The following is a 19,145-nucleotide window of genomic DNA, read 5'->3' on the forward strand; positions in this document are numbered from 1 at the left end:
GGGTCCGATTTTGCCCATTTTCACCGTCATGCCGCACCCTTGCGCAAAAAAACATATTGAACTATTCAGTTCAGCGTGGAAAAGCCCTGTGACGTGCCCCATTTTTATACCAGTACTTAGCGGTCAAAGTGGCTGATAATTCCAAGAGAGGTCCTTTATGCGTTTGATTTCATTCATCAATGCCGCCTTGGTGATTGCTGCGCTATATCTGCTGGTTTTTGAACGCGACGCGTTGTTTGCCTTTGCCGGGCGCGAAGAAGCCCCGGCCGAAGAACTATCTGACGCAACGTCACCTGAACAGCCGACTACGGATCAAGACGCGGTTGGCGTGGTCGCGCTCCGCTCGGTTGCGCGTGAAATCGACAGCGCAGTGCTGCTGCGCGGCGAGACGCAGGCGAACCGACAGGTCGAAGTTCTGGCCGAAACCACCTCGACTGTGACGTCCGAACCCAAGCGCCGGGGTGCGTTTGTCGAAGCGGGTGATTTGCTGTGCGAACTGGACCCCGGATCGCGCCCCGCCGCGCTGGCGGAAGCCAAGGCCGCCAAGCTGGAAGCCGAAAGCCGCATCCCAGAAGCCGAGGCGCGTCTGGTCGAGGCACACGCGCTGGTGGCCGAGGCCGATATCAACCTGAAAGCCGCGCGCAAACTGTCGGAAACCGGGTTCGGCTCGGAAACCCGCCGTATCTCCAGCGAGGCCGCCATGAGCTCGGCGAAGGCTGGCATCAAATCCGCCGAAGCCGGGCTTGAAGCCACACGCGCTGGCATCGAAGCCGCCGCTGCCGAGGTCGAAGCCGCCGAGCGCGAGATGGACCGCCTGACAATCGAAGCCCCCTTTCGGGGCCTGCTGGAAAGCGACACTGCCGAACTGGGCAGCCTGATGCAACCCGGCGCGCTGTGCGCAACCGTCATTCAGCTTGATCCGATAAAGCTGGTCGGTTTCGTACCCGAGACCGAGGTGAACCGGATTACCGTTGGCTCAAAGGCCTCTGCCCGGCTGGTGACGGGGCAGCAGGTCGAGGGTCTTGTGACCTTCCTCAGCCGCTCGGCGGACGAAACCACCCGCACCTTCGAGGTTGAGATCAGTGTTCCCAACCCCGACCTGACCATCCGCGACGGCCAAACCGCAGAAATCCGCATCGCGGCTGAGGGCGCGAAGGCGCATTTGCTGCCGCAATCCGCGCTGACGCTGAACAACGACGGGCAATTGGGTGTGCGCATTGTCGGCGATGGCGATGTTGTTGATTTCGTGCCGGTCCGCCTGCTGCGCGATACCGCTGATGGCGTCTGGCTGGGCGGCCTGCCCGAAAGCGCCGAGGTTATCGTGGTGGGGCAGGAATTCGTCACACGCGGCGTCGCCGTCGCGCCGACATATCAGGACGTCTCGCAATGACGGGTGTTGTCAGTTGGGCAGCCGGCCGGGCCCGAATGGTTCTGGCCTTTATCGCGATCTCGCTGATCGTCGGCGGGTTCGCCTATGTCGGTCTGCCGAAAGAGGGTGAACCGGATATCGAAATCCCCGCCCTGTTCGTGTCGGTGCAATTCCCCGGCATCTCCGCCGAGGATTCGGAAAACCTGCTGATCAAGCCGATGGAGACCGAGCTTGCGGATCTCGACGGCCTGAAAGAGATGACCGCGACCGCTGCCGAAGGTTATGCGGGGATCGCGTTGGAGTTCGATTTCGGTTGGGATAAAACCGCGATCACCGCCGATGTGCGTGACGCGATGAACAGTGCGCAGGCCGATTTCCCGGAAGGGGCCGAGCAATACACGCTGACGGAAATCAACCTGTCCGAATTCCCCATCGTCATCGTCAACCTGACGGGTGCCGTCCCCGAACGCACAATGGCCCGTGTGGCCAAAGACCTGCAGGACGATCTTGAGGCGCTGGATTCCGTCCTTGAGGCCGGGATCGCGGGCAACCGGGACGAGTTGCTTGAGGTAATCATCGACCCGCTGCGGCTTGAGGCCTACAACGTCACAGCCGACGAACTGATCACCGTCGTTCAGAACAACAACCAACTGATCGCTGCGGGCGAGGTCGAGACGGCGCAGGGCAGTTTCTCGGTCAAGATTCCGTCCTCGTTCAAGACCGCCGAAGACATCTATAGCCTGCCCGTCAAGGTCAACGGCGACCGCGTGGTGACGCTGGGCGAACTGGCCGAGATCAACTACACATTCGAAGACCGCGAAGGCACCGCCCGGTTCGACACCGAACCGACCGTGGCCCTGCAGGTGGTCAAGCGTAAAGGCTTCAACCTGATCGACACCGTGGCGCAGGTCAAAGAGACCCTCGCCGCCGCGCAGGAAAAATGGCCCGCCGAACTGCGGGCAGCGGTCGATGTCGGCACCTCGAACGACCAAAGCCGCATTGTGGATTCCATGGTGCGCCAGCTTGAAGGCTCGGTTCTGACCGCCATCGCGCTGGTGATGATCGTGGTTCTGGCCTCGCTGGGTACACGCGCGGCGCTTCTGGTGGGTTTTGCGATCCCGACCTCATTCTTGCTGAGTTTCGCCTTCCTCGCGGTGATGGGCGTCAGCATCTCGAACATGGTGATGTTCGGGCTGATTCTGGCCGTGGGGATGCTGGTCGACGGAGCCATTGTCGTCGTGGAATACGCCGACAAGCGCATCAAGGAAGGCATCGGCCCGATGCACGCCTATGTCGAGGCGGCGCAGCGGATGTTCTGGCCCATCGTGTCGTCCACCGCAACGACGCTCTGCGCCTTCCTGCCGATGCTGTTCTGGCCCGGCGTTCCGGGTGAGTTCATGAAGATGCTGCCGATCACGCTGATCTTCGTGCTGTCCTCCTCGCTGATCGTCGCGCTGATCTACCTGCCGGTGGTGGGTGGCGTCTCGGGCCGCCTCAGCCGCGTCTTTGACCATGCCGCACACTGGCTGCGGGGGGCCGCGCCGTGGTGGCTGCGCGCGATTCTGGTGCCGCCGTCGCTTTACATGATCTTCCTCGGCGCGATGCAGATGCTGAACCCGGCCTATCTGATGCCCGAAGGCAGCGCAGGCGGGGTGATCTTTGGCGCTCTGCTTCTGGTCGCTGGCGGGTTTGCTGGCTCCGTCACCCTTAGCGCGGCCAAGATCGAACGCAGTCGGGAAGAGCGTGTTCATACCGCCAAAGAACACACGCCCTTCGGGTACGTCGTCAAGTTTCTGGTCGGTAACCCGATCATGCCCATTGTTTCGATTGTTGTCGTCGCTTTCTGCGTCATGACCGTTATGACCTATTTCGGAGCCAACAACCGGGGCGTGGAATTCTTCGTCGAAACCGAACCGGAACAGGCCACGGCCTTTGTCCGCGCACGGGGCAACCTGTCGCTTGAGGAAAAGGACGAGATGGTGCTAGCCGCCGAAGAGGTGATCGGCGCGCATCCGGCTGTGACCAACGTGTTTGCCTTTGCGGGCGAAGGCGGCCTGACCCAGAACGACGGCGGCGCATCCTCGCCCGCCGACACGGTCGGGCGTGTCCAGTTCGAGATCATCCCGTGGGAAGACCGCCCCAACATCACCGAAACCGTTGCGGGCGGGTTGTTCGAGCGCAGCATCATCTCGCCTGAGTTTGACGGCGACTATGTTCTGGACGAATTGAATGCCGAACTGGCCAAACTTCCCGGCATCATCGTTGAAATCACCCCGCTGGAACAGGGCCCTGCCTCGGCCAAACCCGTGCATCTGCGCATCAAGGGGGATGGCTGGGAAGACCTGACCGCCGCCGCTCTCTCTGCGCGCGCGGTCTTTGATGAAACGCCCGGCCTGATAAAGATTGAGGATACGATGCCCCTGCCCGGCATCGACTGGCAGATCGACGTGGATGTCGCGCAGGCCGGTCGGTTCGGCGCGGATGTGGCCACGGTTGGCGCGATGGTGCAACTGGTCACGCGCGGCATCCTGCTGGGCGAAATGCGCCCCGACAACACGGATGAAGAGGTCGAAATCCGCGTCCGCCTGCCCGAGGAAGACCGCGTGCTGTCCACACTGGACTCGCTCAAGGTGCGCACACCGGACGGTCTGGTGCCGCTGTCGAACTTCATCACCCGCAAGCCGGTGGCGAAACTGGCCGAGATCAACCGGATTGATCAAGAACGGTACTACGACGTCAAAGCCGATGTAGAACCCGGCCTGTCCAAGGTGATTGTCGACGGACCGGAAGGCTCTGAACAACGGCTGGCCGTTGTTCGCGAGGTGGCCGAGGGGGCCGAACCCAAAGGCACGGTGATCGCCAGCCCCGATGGCACCCGGTTCGAGCTTCTGCAACTGACAGGCGCCGAAACAACGGACAGTCTGCGCGCCGCCATCGACAACGGAGACGCCCGGTTCGCCCTGATCAACCCCAACGAACGCATCGCCGTTCTGACCGAGTGGCTGGACACAGACCCCTTCTCGAAAGCGATAAGCTGGGAATGGACCGGCGATCAGGAGGATCAGGAGGAATCCGGTGCCTTCCTGATGAACGCCTTCGCGGGTGCATTGGGGTTGATGTTCGTGATCCTGTTGGCCCAGTTCAACTCGTTCTACAACTCGCTTCTGGTGCTTCTGGCCGTGGTTCTGTCCACCACCGGGGTTCTGATCGGGATGCTGGTGATGCAACAGCCCTTCTCGATCATCATGACTGGCACGGGCATCGTGGCGCTGGCGGGGATCGTGGTGAACAACAACATTGTTCTGATCGACACCTATCAGGAATACAGCCGCTATATGCCCCGGATCGACGCCATCGTCCGCACGGCCGAGGCGCGTATCCGCCCGGTTCTGCTAACCACCCTGACGACAATGGCTGGCCTTACCCCGATGATGTTCGGCCTGTCGCTGGACTTCATCAACGGCGGCTATTCCATCGACAGCCCCACCGCGCTGTGGTGGAAGCAACTGGCGACCGCCGTGGTGTTCGGGTTGGGCATTGCCACAGTTCTGACGCTGATCGTGACACCATCCTTCCTGGCGCTGCGGGTCTGGGTGACGACCTATGCCGTATGGCTGGGCAAGGTGCTGGCGCGGGTCACTGCGGGCCGGTCCAGCAAGATCGCGCAGGACATGGCCATCGGGCGCACCGCGCGCGACATGCAATCGACCGAGATTGTCTGGAGCGATACCCCCGCCCCGTCACCGGATGAAAATCCAATGGGCGATCATCCCCCCGGCCCGCCGCTGAAAGCGGCTGAATAGAGCAAATGGCGAGCCGCAGGGCTCGTCATTTTCCTTTGGACTACGAAAAGCTAGGACTGCAATCTGGTCCAGGTCTGATGCGCGCAGATATGGTGCTCACACCCTTTGACCTTGAGCTGGTCCCCTTGCAGGGTCATCTGCGGCACCGCATCGACGTCAATCAGCGGCACCCAGAACTCACCGCCGCCGTATTTGCCGCCGCCTTCGCCTGCCACATCCCAGAACAGCTTTTTGCCGATATTCGGCGTCTGCACTTCCTTGCCGGAACTGTCATAGGCCGAGAGAATCTTGCCGCAGAACTTGTCCCCGCAAGCGGTGATCTGGATGTGAGAGGTCAGGTTCTTGCGATCCGGCTCGGTCTTCCAGACGCCCACGATCGGGTCCGCCCACGCCGCAACCGGCATCAGGGCGACAAGTGCCGAGATCAGAACTCCAACTGATATATTCCGCATGCCACCACCTCCGTTATGCTTGCCAGTCTAACAGATTTTCTCTCAGGCCGCCTGAGTGTCCGATTGTTGCCGGTTCCAAAGCTGGGCATAGCGCCCCTGTTGGGACAGCAACTCGTCATGGGTGCCCTGCTCGATGATCTCGCCGCTTTCCAGAACCACGATCCGGTCGGCCTCGGCGATGGTGCTCAGACGGTGCGCAATGGTGATCACCGTCCGCCCCTCACCAGCGCGGGCCAGCGCATCCTTGATGTCCTGTTCGGTGTCTGTGTCCAGCGCCGAGGTCGCCTCATCCAGCAACAGGATCGGAGGGTTCTTCAGCAAGGTCCGCGCGATCCCGACCCGCTGTTTTTCACCGCCTGACAGCTTCAGGCCGCGCTCGCCGACCTTAGTGTCATAGCCCTCGGGCAGCGTAGCGATAAAGTCATGGATTTGAGCGGCTCGGGCCGCAGCCTCGACATCCTCCTGAGTGGAGCCGTCACGGCCATAAGCGATGTTATAGCGGATCGTGTCGTTGAACAGCACGGTATCTTGCGGCACGACACCGATAGCCGCGTGCAGGCTGGTTTGGGTGACGTCCCGCACGTCCTGGTCGTCGATTTTCAGCGCACCTCCGGTCACGTCGTAGAACCGAAACAGCAGCCGCCCGATGGTAGACTTGCCGGACCCGGTCGCCCCGACAATCGCCACCGTCTGCCCCGCCGGCACGGTCAAAGACACGCCTTTGAGGATTTCACGCTCGGGGTCGTAGCCAAAATGGACATTCTCCAAAGTCACTTCCCCGCCGTTCACAGCAAGATCGGGCGCATCTGGCTTGTCCTTAACCTCGGCAGGTTGTTCGAGCAGATCGAACATCTGCCCCATATCCACAAGCGACTGCCGGATTTCCCGGTAGACCGTGCCCAGAAAGTTCAGCGGCACTGTAATCTGGATCATGTAAGCGTTGACCATCACGAAATCGCCGACGGTCAAAGACCCGTTTTGCACCCCAATCGCGGCTAGAACCATGACGCCGATCAGGCCGCAGGTGATCAGGAAAGACTGGCCAAAGTTCAGGAAGGCCAGCGAATAGGCCGTCTTCAGCGCGGCCCCCGCGTAGGCCTTCATCGACACATCATAGCGGTCAGCTTCGCGGGTTTCCGCGTTGAAATATTTGACGGTTTCAAAGTTCAGCAGACTGTCAATGGCGCGCTGGTTGGCCTCGGTATCCTGATCGTTCATCTCGCGCCGCAGCTTCACCCGCCACTCGGTCACGGCAAAGGTGAACCAGATGTAAAGGGCGATGGTGACGGCGACGACCACCAGATACCAGACGTCGAACAGCCACATCAGGATGATGGCGACCAACAGCAGTTCCAGGATCAAAGGGCCGATCGAAAACAGCAGGAAGCGCAGTAGGAATTCAACGCCTTTGACACCACGCTCGATAATGCGGCTCAGACCGCCAGTGCGGCGGGTCACGTGATAGCGCATCGACAGTTGGTGAATGTGCTGAAAGGTCTCCAGAGCCAGCGCCCGTAGCGCGCGCTGCCCCACCGGAGCAAAGGCCGCATCGCGCAACTGCTGGAACCCCACGGTCATCATCCGCGCCACGCCATAGGCGACGGTCAGCCCCACGGCCCCCAGCGCCAGCGGCGGCACGCCCTCACCCGCCAAGGCGTCAACCGCGCCCTTGTACAGAATCGGCGTGTACACCGCGATCAGCTTGGCCAGCACCAGCATGCCCATGGCAATGACTACGCGGCGTTTGACCCAAGGTTCATCTTCCGGCCAAAGGTAGGGCGCGACCTTGCGGATCGTGCGCCAGCCAGAGCGGCGTTCATCTGGGTCCGGCATATCAGCGGTGGTCATTGGGGCTGTCCGTCTCATCACGTACCTTGTCTGCGGTCAGAGATAGACCCCGGCCCGCGCCGAGGCCAGAGACGATTTCATTCGGGAATTGTAAATATCTGTCCCGGATAGATCAGATCGGGGTCACGGATCAATTCGCGATTGGCCTCGAACAGGCGCACATACAGTACGCCATCGCCAAACCGCTCGCGTGAGATGGCCCACAGCGTGTCGCCCCTTTGAACGGTGACCGAGCGGATCGGGGCCGCCTGTTCAAGCGACGAGTCCCCTGTTGCGGCTTCGGCGGCTTGCAGAACTTCGACCGGTTCGCGCTTGAACGGCGTTTCCACGCGGCTAAGCACGGTTCCCTCCGTATTCACTTCATCCACTCGCAGGGTGTAGACGCCAGGGTCGATCCCCTCGAGCTCACCCCGCCAGTTGCCATCGTCTTCCGGGTCCAGATCGGCGACAAGGCGGTTGTCCAGATAAAGGCGCACAGCCGACCCGTCCGGCGCACGCCCGGTCAGTTCGACATCGCCCGTGTCCGAATATCCGATGGTGTCCAGAGCGATCTGTTCCGGTTCGTCGCTTTGCGTCGCCGGGGGCTGAACCAGTTCAACGCCTTCCTCGCCCGAGCGCAGAACGGCGATTTTCTGATCTTCGGGCGCAGCCTCGGTCGACGCTTCGGCGGTCTCGGTTTCGCCGTCGGCGGTCTGCGGTTCGACCTCGGCAGTCAGAGTCTCTTCGGATGTTTCGGTCTGTAGCTCATTGGACGCGTCCGTCGGCGTCTCATCGGCAACTTCGGGCTGCGCCTCGGGTTCGGTGACGCTGGCGACTTCAGTTTCACCGGTCGGCTCTGTATTCTCAGCGGCCTCCGGCTGGCCTTCTTCTGACGGCACCTCAGTAGCTGCGACCTGCTCTTCCACCGGTTTCGGCAGCGCTGCGATCAGGTAGTCATCCGACCGAGCCGTTTGCTCTCCATCCGAGTTTTCCAGAACCAGCCCCTGTGCTGCGTCGCTGAACGGGATGGTGACGAATTCCGCAAACTGACCGCCGGGGCCAACGATAAACTCATGCAGCACTGCCCCGTTCAGCAGTACCCGCATCCGACTGCCGGGTTCTGCATCCCCGGAAAGCAGGGCGTTGCCGTCCTTCTCAACAAATATCTGATCCAGAACGGGCTTCCCCAGAGGGGCTGGTTCCGTTTCCTCTGCAGCCTCGACAGGGGCTTCTGCCTCCGGCTCTGACGCGATTTCCTCGGTTTGATCAGGTGCTGGTTCCGCAGCCGCCTCTTCCACTGGCTCAGCAGCGGGCTCCTCCTCGGCAGCCAGTTCAACCGGCTCAGCGGCCGGAGCGCTGTCTTCAACGGCTGCGGGCGCCTCGGGCGGCTGGCTTTCCGAGGTCGGGACGTCTGCAGTCTGCTCCTGCTGTTCCACCTCGGGCGGGGTACTGAAAACGCCCGACAGGTAAAGGCCACCCGCACCCAAGACTGCGACAAGACCGGCAATCACCCCCCAGACAAAATTCCCGGAGCTTCCGTTTCCCGATTTGGCGTCCATTCTTTTCCTTTCGCTCCGCGGCGCAAATGCTTTGAGTCAATAGCATTCCGGCGGACAGTTGAGCCAATCTATCAATCTCGCTATCACGGGTCAAAACGTCTGACACAAGCCCGGAGACCCCCTTAGATGTCCCAGAAATCCGTCTGTGTGTATTGCGGGTCACGCAATGGTGAAAATGCGGCATATTCCGAAGCCGCGCGGCAATTCGGCACATTACTGGCAAACGAAGGCTGGCGGCTGGTCTATGGGGCCGGAGATGTCGGTCTGATGGGCGAAGTGGCGCGGGCGGCGCAGACGGCGGGGGGCGAGACATTCGGCGTCATCCCCGTGCACCTTGTTCAGCGCGAGGTCGGCAAGACCGACCTGACCCATTTCGTGATCACCGAAACAATGCACGAGCGTAAAAAGGTCATGATCATGAACGCAGACGCTGTCGTGGTTCTGCCCGGAGGCCCCGGATCGCTGGATGAGCTGTTCGAGGCGCTGACATGGCGGCAACTGGGCCTGCATGACAAAACCATTTTGGTCATGAATGTGGACGGATATTGGGACGCGCTGCGCAGGCTGCTGGATCAGGTGATTGATCAGGGCTTTGCCGATGCCTCACTGGGCGAGTTCATCACCTGGGTTGAGGACGCGGAATCGGCGATGTCTACGTTGCGAGAAAAACTGAAGTAACGACGGGATCGGGCGGCCTGCGCCGCCCGAAGGATGGATCAGGCCAAGCGCGCATCAGGCTTTAGCCGGTGCGTCAGAACCTTCTCGACCTTGTGCAAGGGATGATTGGTCAGCGTCTTGTCGACCTCGGCCACGACCTTGGCCAGCACTTCGCTGTGCAGCCGACGGCGCAGCAGGCCGAGCACGCGTGGGTTGGCGACCAGAACCAAGCGCTTGAAGGCCCCTTTCAACCCTTTGCGATTCAACAGATTGGCCAGATCCTGCACGAACAGAGATTTGGCATGGGTCTTCCAGCTTGCATCCTCGACGGCTGACTTCTGGTTCGGACCGTTGTCATTTCGACGCCCGGCCCGGTCGGTTGGTTTCGATTTCGGGCTGTCCTGTTCCTCGACCGAAAGGACAACCAAATTGGGGTCCTCGGCGTCGGTGATGTTCTCCATGAACAACGCCTTTTCCCCGTCTGCAATGATAACCCATGTTCCCTGTGCAAGTGCGACCATCGTGATCTCCTGTTAAGGTTTCTTTTGGGTATCCCTCATCCGCCGGGCGCAATTGTTCTGTCGCGCGCCTATGGCTGCAGGCGCGCCGCCCGTTGTTTTTGAATGTGCGGATTTCTCCCTCCCGCACAATATAAGCTAGGTATCGCGGGGTCGCTTACAATAGATGGGGGTGCCGAAAGTTGACGCGTCGGCAGGTTTTCACCCTTGTCGGCGGTGTAATCGCTTTTGACAAGAAAATGCACTTAGTGAATGCCTGCGGTCAGACCGCGCATCAACCATCGCTGCAGTAACAGCACGACAAGTGCAGGCGGCAATAGTGATAAAAGCGCCAAAACCATTCCTGCCGTGCCGCCAAACCCGGTATAGGCCATCCCTCGGACCAGCGTATCATGATCTTGGCTGGTCGTCGTGATCATGATCGGCCAGACATACTGGTTCCAACCCAAAACGAACAAGATCGCAAAAACCGCAGCGATCATCGGCAAAGATATCGGGATGACGATATCAACCAGGATCTGCAGCGACCCAGCACCGTCAATCCGAGCGGCTTCCATCACCTCGGTCGGGATTTGCCGCATGTATTGCCGGAACACCAGAACACCCAACCCGCTGGCTGTGATTGGAAGGATCATTCCGGCATAGGTGTTCAACAACCCGATTTCATTGGTGATTGCAAAGGTGGGCAAAATCCGTGTCTCGATCGGAAAGAACATTGCAACAAGGATCAAACCATATAGCACCTCCGCAAAGGGCAGGCGAAAGAAAACCAACGCATAAGCCGCCAGCAGCGAGATGGCACTTTTGATGACAGCGACCCCAAGCGCCAAAACGAGCGAATTCCACATCATCGCCCCTGCCCCAATGCCCGCGCTGCTTACGCCATCTCGCCAGATCTGCACAAACAGCACCCACAGATCCCAGAGTTCGAGAGCGGATAGCAATTGCCAGATCAGCAAGCAGACCGGACCGCTCATCAGGACAACACCGGCCAAAAGGATCACATGATCTAAGATTCGGTTTCCACGCAAACTACGGGTCCAGTTGTTGAAGCGATGTCTTTTACGGCCGGCCAGTTCAGGTCTCTCATGGTCGACACTCACCCGCAAGGCGAACGGTACATGCCCACGCAAAAACCTTGATTTTTTCGGCGGATAGACCCAGCCAAAAAAGGGAATGTGCACCGAATTTCGATCTGAACCAACGCTCTCTGAAACAGGTTACGTGATCACTGCCACCATTGTTCTACGAAAAAGACCCGCCAGCGTCTCCGCAGGCGGGCCCAGACACGTCCTTAGTGGACCAGTGTTCACATCCGCGACGCGACGTTTTCCCAGTTCACCAGGTTATCGAGGAAGTTCGAAAGGTAAGCCGGGCGCTTGTTGCGGAAGTCGATGTAATACGAATGCTCCCAGACGTCGCAACCCAGCAGTGCAGTCTGACCGAAGCACACCGGGTTCACGCCGTTCTCGGTTTTGGTCACGGCCAGCGAGCCATCGGCGTTCTTGACCAGCCACGCCCAGCCCGAGCCGAACTGACCAGCGCCAGCGGCGCTAAATTGCGACTTGAATTCGTCAACCGAGCCGAAGCTCTCGGTCAGCGCTTTTTCCAATTCACCGGGCATGGCGTTGTCGCCGGGGCCCATCATCTCCCAGAATTGGTTGTGGTTCCAAAGCTGGCTGATGTTGTTGAAGATACCGTTCTGCGCCACGGCGTTTGCGTCGTAGGTGCCGGTGATGATCTCTTCCAGCGACTTGCCGTCCCACTCGGTGCCCGCGATCAGCTTGTTGCCGTTGTCGACATAGGCCTTGTGGTGCAGATCGTGGTGATATTCCAGCGTTTCTGCGGACATACCCTTGGCTGCCAGCGCGTCATGTGCATAAGGAAGATCAGGAAGTTCAAAAGCCATCTCGGCCCCCTGTTGAAATGATTGTTGCGGTTCCAAAGGTTACATGCTTTGACAAGCGCCGCAGGTCAAGGGCCGCGACAAGAAAACCCGGAGGTCCGCGATGCTGACACAGGCGCGCAAGATGTTCTACCGCGCCCGCGGGTACTATGATGGCCGGTTGAACGGCGAAACGTTCCGGCTGGACCCTTATCATTCGAAATTCTGGCGCAAAGCCTCTGCCGGCGACTGGGAGCCCGAGACATTTGCCGTTCTGGACCGGTTCCTGACCCCCGAAAGCGATTATCTGGATATCGGCGCATGGATCGGCCCAACGGTCCTCTATGGCAGCCGCAGGGCGCGGCATGTCTGGTGTTTCGAGCCGGACCCCACCGCATTCCGGCATTTGGCGTGGAATCTTGATTTGAACGACATACGCAATGTCTCAGCCTTTGGCGTGGCCTTGTCGGACCAGTTTGGCGTGGCCCGCATGGCCTCGGTCCGTGGCGAGCCGGGGGATTCCACCAGTTCCCTACTCCATGATGGCGCGCATGGTTCGGATGCGCTGACGATTGGCTGGGATCAGTTTGAGGCGGCGAATGATCTGTCGCGCGTGTCTCTGGTCAAGATGGATATTGAGGGGGCGGAATTTTTCGTTCTGCCAGCGCTGGTAGGCTGGCTGAAACAGCAAAAACCCACCCTGTTCCTGTCGCTGCACGGGCCGTTACTTGCGGAAGGCGACCAGTTTGAGGCGACCCAGAAGTTGCTGCAAATGCTGGACTTCTACCCCAATCTCAAGGATGAAACCCTCCAGACTTTGTCACCTGAACGGCTTCTTTCACAAAAGGCTCTGACAAAGTACCGGACCGTGTTGCTGCATTTCTGAGCCACCTGATCCAACCTCTGCGTCCACTGACCGGCCGGGTTGCACGAGGTGTGTTTACGAAAGCCCCGGGACCAACCCGAGGCTTTTGGTTTTGCGACCCGAACAGGCTGGGATGTCGCATTAAGAGGCGTAGAGCGACCCACCCGTGTTCACAGAACAACCGCCATACCCCGAGGGCCGGTTCGCCGCGTTTGCCTGCGGGAACCTGGCCACCATGTCCACACGTTGTTTTTCAGGATTCAGCGTGGCCGTGTAGCTGACATAGATCAGCCCACCATTGGTGGCGGGAATTTTCATCTTCCACATCAGCCGGTAGTCGCCTTTACGCGTTTCCTTGAACCTGACATCCTTGGGCTGGCCATCAAATTTCTTGATATAACCATCGTAAACGCGCGCACGCTTGTTTTCGGCATCGACACTCAGGATTACACGTTCCGGAATCCACCCACGCTCCATTCGGTGCAGGGTGCAGTCATAGGTCAAAATTTCCGCGTTCGCTATGGTTGCGGCCAGGGTCAAAGCCAGGGTGGCCAACAGTTTCTTCATCTTCTTATGCTCTCAAGTTATGCGAATAACACTGCAACTTGCGGCCTTATAATCCTTTAATCACAAAACAATCTTAGGGAGAGACCGCCCGTCGGCTTTCTCCATAAATGACCGCCGGACCCTTGTTCAAGACCAAAATGAAAACGGCCGCCTTGTTCAAAAGGCGGCCGCGACATGCGGCTGTTTTGTTGGTTTATGCGCTCAGTAAACCCCAACCTCACTGCCCGGCTGCGCCGCGACCTTGAGCAGTTTGAAGACGTAATCCGCCGTCGAGCGGAAGCAGACCACGCGGAAGGTCTCGGCATCATCCATCCAGAACGCGCCCGCCACCTGTGCCAGACGCGAGCGGCGGATTTGGCCGGGTTGGAATGCGCCCGCTGACAGGTCGACCGGGGCCAGCTTGCCCAACACCTCACGCGCGCTGCTGCCAGAGATGCGGAATAAAGCGCGGGCGTCCGAGACGTTGACGGCCAGAGCATGCGTGCCGCTAAGCGCATTGGTCATGGCGGCCAGTTTGGCCTCGACCTCGGCATAAGGCACCAGCACCAGCAATTCGTCGGTGGACATCCAGCAGACGCCGGTGTCGCCCTCAACCAGAGCCTCGCGCTGGCCCGGCACCTTCTGGCCGGTGGCGTCTTTGACGGATTTGGCCAGCACCTTGTCCGACAGATCGCCGCGCAGGGTTATCATGCCCTGCAGACCGCATTCCTCGACCTTGGCGATGCCATCATAGCTGGCGTGGTTCAGTGCGCTGATGGGTTCAGACATTCTGCTTCTCCCCGTCCTTGTCGTAGAAGATCGGGTCCACGATCTTGGCTTTATAGGTTTTGCCGTCGGTGCCGGGGAATTCGACAATCTCGCCCATCCGGTCCGGCCCGTGCTTGATCAGGCCCATGGCGATGCCCTTGTCCAGATTGGCCGAGTAATAGGTCGACGTGACACGTCCGATCATGTTGCGCTGACCGTTGGCGTTGACGCCCTCGCCCACCGCATAAGCGCCATCCGGAATGACAGAACCATCCACAGTCTCAAGACCGACCAGTTTCCAGCGGTCGGGATCGGCCATATTGCTGCGCGTATGGGCGCGTTTTCCGAGGTAATCCTCTTTCTTCTTCGAGAGCGCCCATTGCAACCCCAGATCCTGTGGGATCACGGTGCCGTCGGTCTCGTCGCCGATCATGATAAAGCCCTTCTCGGCCCGCAGGATGTGCAGACATTCGGTGCCATACGGCATCACCCCGAACTCCTGCCCAGCCTCGATCAGAGCGTCCCAGAAAGCCTGCCCCTGCGACGCGGGAACCGCGATCTCATAGGACAGCTCACCTGAGAACGAGATGCGATAGGCCCGCGCATCGAACTCACCGATCTTGCCGTCACGCCATTCCATGAATGGCAGCGCCTCTTTCGACAGGTCCATGCCGCCCAGCTTCGCCAGCACCTTGCGCGCGTTCGGACCCACGACGGCGACCTGAGCGTATTGCTCGGTCACGTTGGCGACATAGACTTTCCAGTCCCACCATTCGGTCTGCAGCCATTCTTCCATGTGACCATGGATGCGCTCGGCCCCGCCGGTGGTGGTGTGGCACAGCCATGTGTCGTCATCAATGCGGGCCACAACGCCGTCGTCGATCAGAAAGCCGTTCTCGGAACACATCAGGCCATAGCGGCATTTGCCGACCTTCAGCGTGGACATCATGTTGGTGTACATCATGTCCAGGAACTTGCCCGCGTCGGGCCCCTTGACGATCAGCTTGCCTAGCGTCGAGGCATCCAGCAGCCCGAGGTTTTCACGGGTGTTTTTCACCTCGCGATTCACCGCGTCATGCACCGACTCGCCGGGGCGGACATAGGCATAGGTCCGGCGCCAATGGCCGACGGGCTCCCAATCTGCGCCGTTCTTGTCGTGCCAGTTGTGCATTGGGGTCTGGCGGATTGGCTGGAACACCTCGCCACGCGCTTCCCCACCGATCGACGCCAGCGAGATCGGCGTATAGGGCGGACGGAAGGTAGTGGTTCCGACCTTCGGGATTTCCGACTCCAGTGCATCAGCAAGGATCGCCAAGCCGTTGATGTTGCTCAGCTTACCCTGATCAGTCGCCATGCCCAGCGTAGTGTAGCGCTTGGTGTGCTCGACACTCTCATAGCCTTCGCGCGCGGCCAGTTGGACGTCGGACACTTTCACGTCGTTCTGGAAGTCCAGCCAGGATTTCATGCGCAATTGAACCTCGGCATTGGCTGGCATCAGCCAGACAGCGGCCATCGGGGCCTCGGTGGTGGTTTCACCGACCGGAGCTTTGGTGCGTTTGGCTTTGTAGCCAGCCGCCTTGGCCGCCGCCTTACCGGCTGCATCCGCGTCTTTCAGCACGTCACACAGTGCCATCGGACCGTTCGAGGATCCAGCGGCCAGCACAAGCCCTTCGCCATCCGCGCCTAGCGGGGGGCGGTCGGGATCGGGGCGGAAATGCGCATGAGTCTCATCCCAAATCAGCTTGCCGCCGCAATGCGACCACATATGAACGACCGGAGACCAGCCACCCGACATGGCGACCGCATCGCATTCGACCTCTTCCCGCGCGCCGCCGATGCCGTCCTGATTGCAGAGGGCAACTTTCTTGACACGCTTGCCGCCTTTGACCTTGGCAATCGCCTTGCCCGGATCGACGCGGATACCCAGTTGACGAGCCTCTTCCGCCAGCGGTCCGGCGGTTGCCCTCGCGTCAACAACACGCAAAACATCCACACCTGCCTGCTTCAGGATAATCGCGGTGCGGTAAGCGTCGTCATTATTGGTCGCAACGATGACTCGTTCGCCCGGAGTCACCCCCCAGTTGACCACGTAATCCCGCATGGCCGAGGCGAGCATCACGCCCGGCACATCGTTCCCCGCGAAGGACAATGGGCGTTCTATCGCACCAGTTGCAGTCACAATCTGCTTGGCCCGGATGCGCCACAGGCGATGACGCGGGCCCTGCGTGCCCGGCTTGTGGTCGGTCAGCCGTTCGTAGCCAAGGGCATAGCCGTGGTCGTAGACGCCTGCGCCCATGCAGCGCAATCGCATCGTAACGTTGTCCATTGTTTCGAGTTCGGAAACCAATTGTTCCACGAACTTATCCACAGGCTCATCATTAACCGTGCCGCCATCAACCGGAGCGCGACCGCCCCAATGCGCGGTCTGTTCGATCAGCATGACTTTGGCACCGGACGCAGCCGCCACTTTGGCCGCCTGCAAACCGGCGACACCGCCGCCAATCACCAGCACATCGGTGAAGGCGTAGAAATGCTCATACGTGTCCGCATCGCGGCTGTCCTTGTCCGGCGCTTTGCCCAGACCGGCGGACTGGCGGATGAACGGCTCGTAGACGTGTTTCCAGAACGGCTTGGGGTGGATGAAGGTCTTGTAGTAAAACCCGGCCGGCAGGAACCGCGCGAAGGCGGTGTTGACCGCGCCGATGTCGTGTTCAAGGCTCGGCCAGTGGTTCTGTGAGATCGAGGTCAGCCCGTCGAACAGCTCGGTCGTGGTGGCTCGCTGGTTCGGCTCGAACCGGTTGCCCTGCCCCAGACCGACCAGAGCGTTCGGTTCCTCGGCACCGCTGGCGACCATGCCGCGCGGGCGGTGGTATTTGAACGAACGGCCCACCATCATCTGATCGTTGGCCAACAGCGCCGAGGCGAGCGTATCGCCTGCATAGCCCTGCATCGAGGTGCCGTTGAAGGTGAACGTGACCTGTTTCGAACGGTCGATCAGGCGGCCTTGTTTTGCGAGGCGGGTGCTCATGGTGCGGACCTTTCGCATGTGGAGGCGTCGGGGCCTCCGGCGGGAGTATTTTTGAAAAGATGAAGCATCAGGAGAACTCTCTCCACGTCCAGCCGGGGCGTTTGGCCGTGATCGCGGCCTTGACCTCTTTCGGCGGCTCGGTGATCTGGGCCGGATAGGTACCAAAAACTTCGAGCGTCTGCGTACAGCGGGCGGCATGGAACCACTTGCCACAGCCATTGGCATGGCGCCAGCGTTCGAAATGCACGCCCTTGGGGTTTTCGCGCATGAACAGGTAGTCGTGGAAATCATCATCCGATGAGCCGGGGCCGTAGCGCTTCAGATGCGCTTCGCCGCCTGCGGCCAGTTCGGTCTCTTCGGCATCCACGCCGCAATAGGGGCAATTCAGGATCAGCATGTGGTCATCCTTTCGGCAGGCGCGACGGGGCAGCCTGTAAAACTACGTAGAAGGTGCCCGAGATTTTTCGACGAAAAATCTCCATCAGTGCGCCACCCCGGCGGCGACGCTTTCGTCGATGAAGCGGCCTTCTTTGAAACGGTCCAGAGTAAAGGCTTCGGTAAGTGGCGAATGGCCTGTTGCCATCAGTTGCGCCATGCCCCAGCCCGAACCCGGAATGGCCTTGAAGCCCCCGGTCCCCCAGCCTGCATTGATAAAGCATCCGCCCAGAGGCGTTTTCGACAGGATCGGAGACCGGTCACCGGTCATATCCACGATCCCGCCCCACTGGCGTAGCATCTTCAGGCGCGAGATCATCGGGAATGTCTCGACCAGTGCGCGCACGGTTTCCTCGATATGGTGGAACGATCCGCGCTGGGTGTAGTTGTTGAACCCGTCGGTACCGCCGCCGATTACCATCTCGCCCTTGTCGGACTGAGACATATAGCCGTGCACGGTGTTGGCCATCACGACCACATCCATACAGGGCTTGATCGGCTCGGACACCAGCGCCTGCAGCGCCACGGCTTCCAGCGGCAGGCGGAAGCCCGCCATCTCGGCCAGCTGACCTGAGTGCCCCGCAACCACGATGCCCAGCTTTTCACAGTCTATCGCGCCTTTGGTGGTATCGACCCCGACAACGCGACCGTTTTCCTGGCGCACGCCGGTGACTTCGCATTTCTGGATGATGTCCATCCCCATGGCCGAACAGGCGCGGGCATAGCCCCAGGCCACCGCATCGTGACGCGCGGTGCCGCCGCGTTCCTGCCAGAGGCCGCCCAGAACCGGATAGCGCGGACCTTCCAGATTGATGATCGGCACCAGCTCTTTCACGCGCTCGGGGCCGATCCACTCGGTCTTCACGCCCTGCAGCGCGTTGGCATGCGCTGTGCGCTGATAGCCGCGAATCTCGTGCTGGGTCTGGGCCAGCATGATCACACCGCGCGGGCTGAACATGATGTTGTAGTTCAGGTCCTGGCTTAGATCCTCGTAGAGGCCCCGCGCCTTTTCATAAAGCGCCGCCGAGGGGTCCTGCAGATAGTTCGACCTGATGATCGTCGTGTTCCGACCGGTGTTGCCACCGCCCAGCCAGCCCTTCTCGATCACCGCGACATTCTGGATGCCGTAGTTCTTGCCCAGATAATATGCCGTCGCCAGACCATGGCCCCCCGCGCCAACAATGATCACGTCGTATTTCTTCTTGGGCTCGGGCGAACGCCAGGCGCGTTCCCATCCGGTGTGATAGCGCAGCGCTTCCCGCGCCACCGCAAAGGCTGAGTAGTGTTTCATAAGCGAATCCATCCGGTTCGGTGATTGCACGCACATATGCCGTGTGGCGGCATAATACCCGCGCCATGCAACGTCACAATACTGCGCTATTGCGACATGAGTACCCCTCGCGTCTTTTTGTCCCTTTTTTCCGGGCGCGTGC

The 19,145-nt window shown here is 60.2% G+C and carries 15 protein-coding genes; 4 read left to right on the plus strand and 11 right to left on the minus strand.

Going from position 1 to position 19,145, the window contains the following annotated elements:
- Nucleotides 1-157 precede the first annotated feature (157 nt).
- Nucleotides 158-1,390 carry an efflux RND transporter periplasmic adaptor subunit gene (locus tag ACR0JN_RS05495; RefSeq protein ID WP_480884654.1) on the plus strand — a complete coding sequence of 411 codons (1,233 nt, stop codon included), beginning with the start codon at nt 158-160 and terminating at the stop codon, nt 1,388-1,390.
- Complete coding sequence (locus tag ACR0JN_RS05500; protein WP_480884655.1) at nt 1,387-5,172, plus strand: efflux RND transporter permease subunit; 3,786 nt, start codon at nt 1,387-1,389, stop codon at nt 5,170-5,172. The genes ACR0JN_RS05495 and ACR0JN_RS05500 overlap by 4 nt, the downstream gene beginning before the upstream one ends.
- 50 nt (nt 5,173-5,222) lie before the next feature.
- Here the strand turns inward: ACR0JN_RS05500 and ACR0JN_RS05505 are convergent, their stop codons facing one another.
- From ACR0JN_RS05505 to ACR0JN_RS05515, 3 genes are all read right to left on the minus strand, one after another.
- Nucleotides 5,223-5,624, minus strand: a complete 402-nt coding sequence (locus tag ACR0JN_RS05505; RefSeq protein WP_480884656.1) for a DUF2147 domain-containing protein — start codon at nt 5,622-5,624, stop codon at nt 5,223-5,225.
- A gap of 42 nt (nt 5,625-5,666) precedes the next feature.
- A complete protein-coding gene (locus ACR0JN_RS05510; protein ID WP_480884657.1) occupies nt 5,667-7,472 on the minus strand; it encodes an ABCB family ABC transporter ATP-binding protein/permease in 1,806 nt (601 codons plus the stop codon).
- Between the two features lie 77 nt (nt 7,473-7,549).
- Complete coding sequence (locus ACR0JN_RS05515) at nt 7,550-9,010, minus strand: LysM peptidoglycan-binding domain-containing protein (RefSeq protein ID WP_480884658.1); 1,461 nt, start codon at nt 9,008-9,010, stop codon at nt 7,550-7,552.
- A gap of 126 nt (nt 9,011-9,136) precedes the next feature.
- Between ACR0JN_RS05515 and ACR0JN_RS05520 the strand changes: the two genes are divergently transcribed.
- A complete protein-coding gene (locus ACR0JN_RS05520) occupies nt 9,137-9,688 on the plus strand; it encodes an LOG family protein (protein ID WP_480884659.1) in 552 nt (183 codons plus the stop codon).
- Nucleotides 9,689-9,726: 38 nt separating this feature from the next.
- Here ACR0JN_RS05520 and ACR0JN_RS05525 read toward each other — a convergent pair whose 3' ends face one another.
- The 3 genes from ACR0JN_RS05525 to ACR0JN_RS05535 all read right to left on the minus strand — a co-directional run bounded on the left by ACR0JN_RS05525 (nt 9,727) and on the right by ACR0JN_RS05535 (nt 12,094).
- A complete protein-coding gene (locus tag ACR0JN_RS05525) occupies nt 9,727-10,188 on the minus strand; it encodes a host attachment family protein (protein WP_480884660.1) in 462 nt (153 codons plus the stop codon).
- A 242-nt stretch (nt 10,189-10,430) separates the two neighbouring features.
- Complete coding sequence (locus ACR0JN_RS05530; protein ID WP_480884661.1) at nt 10,431-11,369, minus strand: ABC transporter permease subunit; 939 nt, start codon at nt 11,367-11,369, stop codon at nt 10,431-10,433.
- 125 nt (nt 11,370-11,494) lie between these two features.
- On the minus strand, nt 11,495-12,094 hold the full coding sequence (locus ACR0JN_RS05535) for a superoxide dismutase (RefSeq protein ID WP_480884662.1): 600 nt from the start codon (nt 12,092-12,094) through the stop codon (nt 11,495-11,497).
- A gap of 100 nt (nt 12,095-12,194) precedes the next feature.
- On the opposite strand from ACR0JN_RS05535, the gene ACR0JN_RS05540 reads away from it, so the two are divergent.
- Entirely contained in the window at nt 12,195-12,956 is a 762-nt protein-coding gene (locus ACR0JN_RS05540; protein ID WP_480884663.1) for an FkbM family methyltransferase, read from the plus strand.
- Between the two features lie 120 nt (nt 12,957-13,076).
- On the opposite strand, the gene ACR0JN_RS05545 is transcribed toward ACR0JN_RS05540, so the two are convergent.
- The 5 genes from ACR0JN_RS05545 to ACR0JN_RS05565 form a co-directional block, all read right to left on the minus strand.
- Entirely contained in the window at nt 13,077-13,502 is a 426-nt protein-coding gene (locus tag ACR0JN_RS05545; protein ID WP_480884664.1) for a hypothetical protein, read from the minus strand.
- Between the two features lie 201 nt (nt 13,503-13,703).
- Nucleotides 13,704-14,270, minus strand: a complete 567-nt coding sequence (locus ACR0JN_RS05550; RefSeq protein WP_480884665.1) for a sarcosine oxidase subunit gamma — start codon at nt 14,268-14,270, stop codon at nt 13,704-13,706.
- A complete protein-coding gene (locus ACR0JN_RS05555; protein WP_480884666.1) occupies nt 14,263-17,277 on the minus strand; it encodes a sarcosine oxidase subunit alpha family protein in 3,015 nt (1,004 codons plus the stop codon). Before ACR0JN_RS05555 ends, ACR0JN_RS05550 begins: the two co-directional genes overlap by 8 nt.
- Nucleotides 17,278-17,344: 67 nt before the next feature.
- A complete protein-coding gene (locus ACR0JN_RS05560; RefSeq protein ID WP_480884667.1) occupies nt 17,345-17,674 on the minus strand; it encodes a sarcosine oxidase subunit delta in 330 nt (109 codons plus the stop codon).
- 84 nt (nt 17,675-17,758) lie between these two features.
- Nucleotides 17,759-19,003, minus strand: coding sequence for a sarcosine oxidase subunit beta family protein (locus ACR0JN_RS05565; protein WP_480884668.1), 1,245 nt, complete (start codon nt 19,001-19,003; stop codon nt 17,759-17,761).
- Between the last annotated feature and the right edge of the window lie 142 nt (nt 19,004-19,145).

It is taken from the genome of Ruegeria sp. G12, from assembly GCF_056533565.1.

What these genes read in the sequence shown, in the direction of transcription:
- ACR0JN_RS05510 (WP_480884657.1), bottom strand. Translation starts at nt 7,472, where the DNA reads ATGACCACCGCTGATATGCCGGACCCAGATGAACGCCGCTCTGGCTGG.
- ACR0JN_RS05555 (WP_480884666.1), bottom strand. Translation starts at nt 17,277, where the DNA reads ATGAGCACCCGCCTCGCAAAACAAGGCCGCCTGATCGACCGTTCGAAA.
- ACR0JN_RS05505 (WP_480884656.1), bottom strand. Translation starts at nt 5,624, where the DNA reads ATGCGGAATATATCAGTTGGAGTTCTGATCTCGGCACTTGTCGCCCTG.
- ACR0JN_RS05520 (WP_480884659.1), top strand. Translation starts at nt 9,137, where the DNA reads ATGTCCCAGAAATCCGTCTGTGTGTATTGCGGGTCACGCAATGGTGAA.
- ACR0JN_RS05545 (WP_480884664.1), bottom strand. Translation starts at nt 13,502, where the DNA reads ATGAAGAAACTGTTGGCCACCCTGGCTTTGACCCTGGCCGCAACCATA.
- ACR0JN_RS05535 (WP_480884662.1), bottom strand. Translation starts at nt 12,094, where the DNA reads ATGGCTTTTGAACTTCCTGATCTTCCTTATGCACATGACGCGCTGGCA.
- ACR0JN_RS05495 (WP_480884654.1), top strand. Translation starts at nt 158, where the DNA reads ATGCGTTTGATTTCATTCATCAATGCCGCCTTGGTGATTGCTGCGCTA.
- ACR0JN_RS05540 (WP_480884663.1), top strand. Translation starts at nt 12,195, where the DNA reads ATGCTGACACAGGCGCGCAAGATGTTCTACCGCGCCCGCGGGTACTAT.
- ACR0JN_RS05500 (WP_480884655.1), top strand. Translation starts at nt 1,387, where the DNA reads ATGACGGGTGTTGTCAGTTGGGCAGCCGGCCGGGCCCGAATGGTTCTG.
- ACR0JN_RS05515 (WP_480884658.1), bottom strand. Translation starts at nt 9,010, where the DNA reads ATGGACGCCAAATCGGGAAACGGAAGCTCCGGGAATTTTGTCTGGGGG.
- ACR0JN_RS05525 (WP_480884660.1), bottom strand. Translation starts at nt 10,188, where the DNA reads ATGGTCGCACTTGCACAGGGAACATGGGTTATCATTGCAGACGGGGAA.
- ACR0JN_RS05550 (WP_480884665.1), bottom strand. Translation starts at nt 14,270, where the DNA reads ATGTCTGAACCCATCAGCGCACTGAACCACGCCAGCTATGATGGCATC.
- ACR0JN_RS05565 (WP_480884668.1), bottom strand. Translation starts at nt 19,003, where the DNA reads ATGAAACACTACTCAGCCTTTGCGGTGGCGCGGGAAGCGCTGCGCTAT.
- ACR0JN_RS05560 (WP_480884667.1), bottom strand. Translation starts at nt 17,674, where the DNA reads ATGCTGATCCTGAATTGCCCCTATTGCGGCGTGGATGCCGAAGAGACC.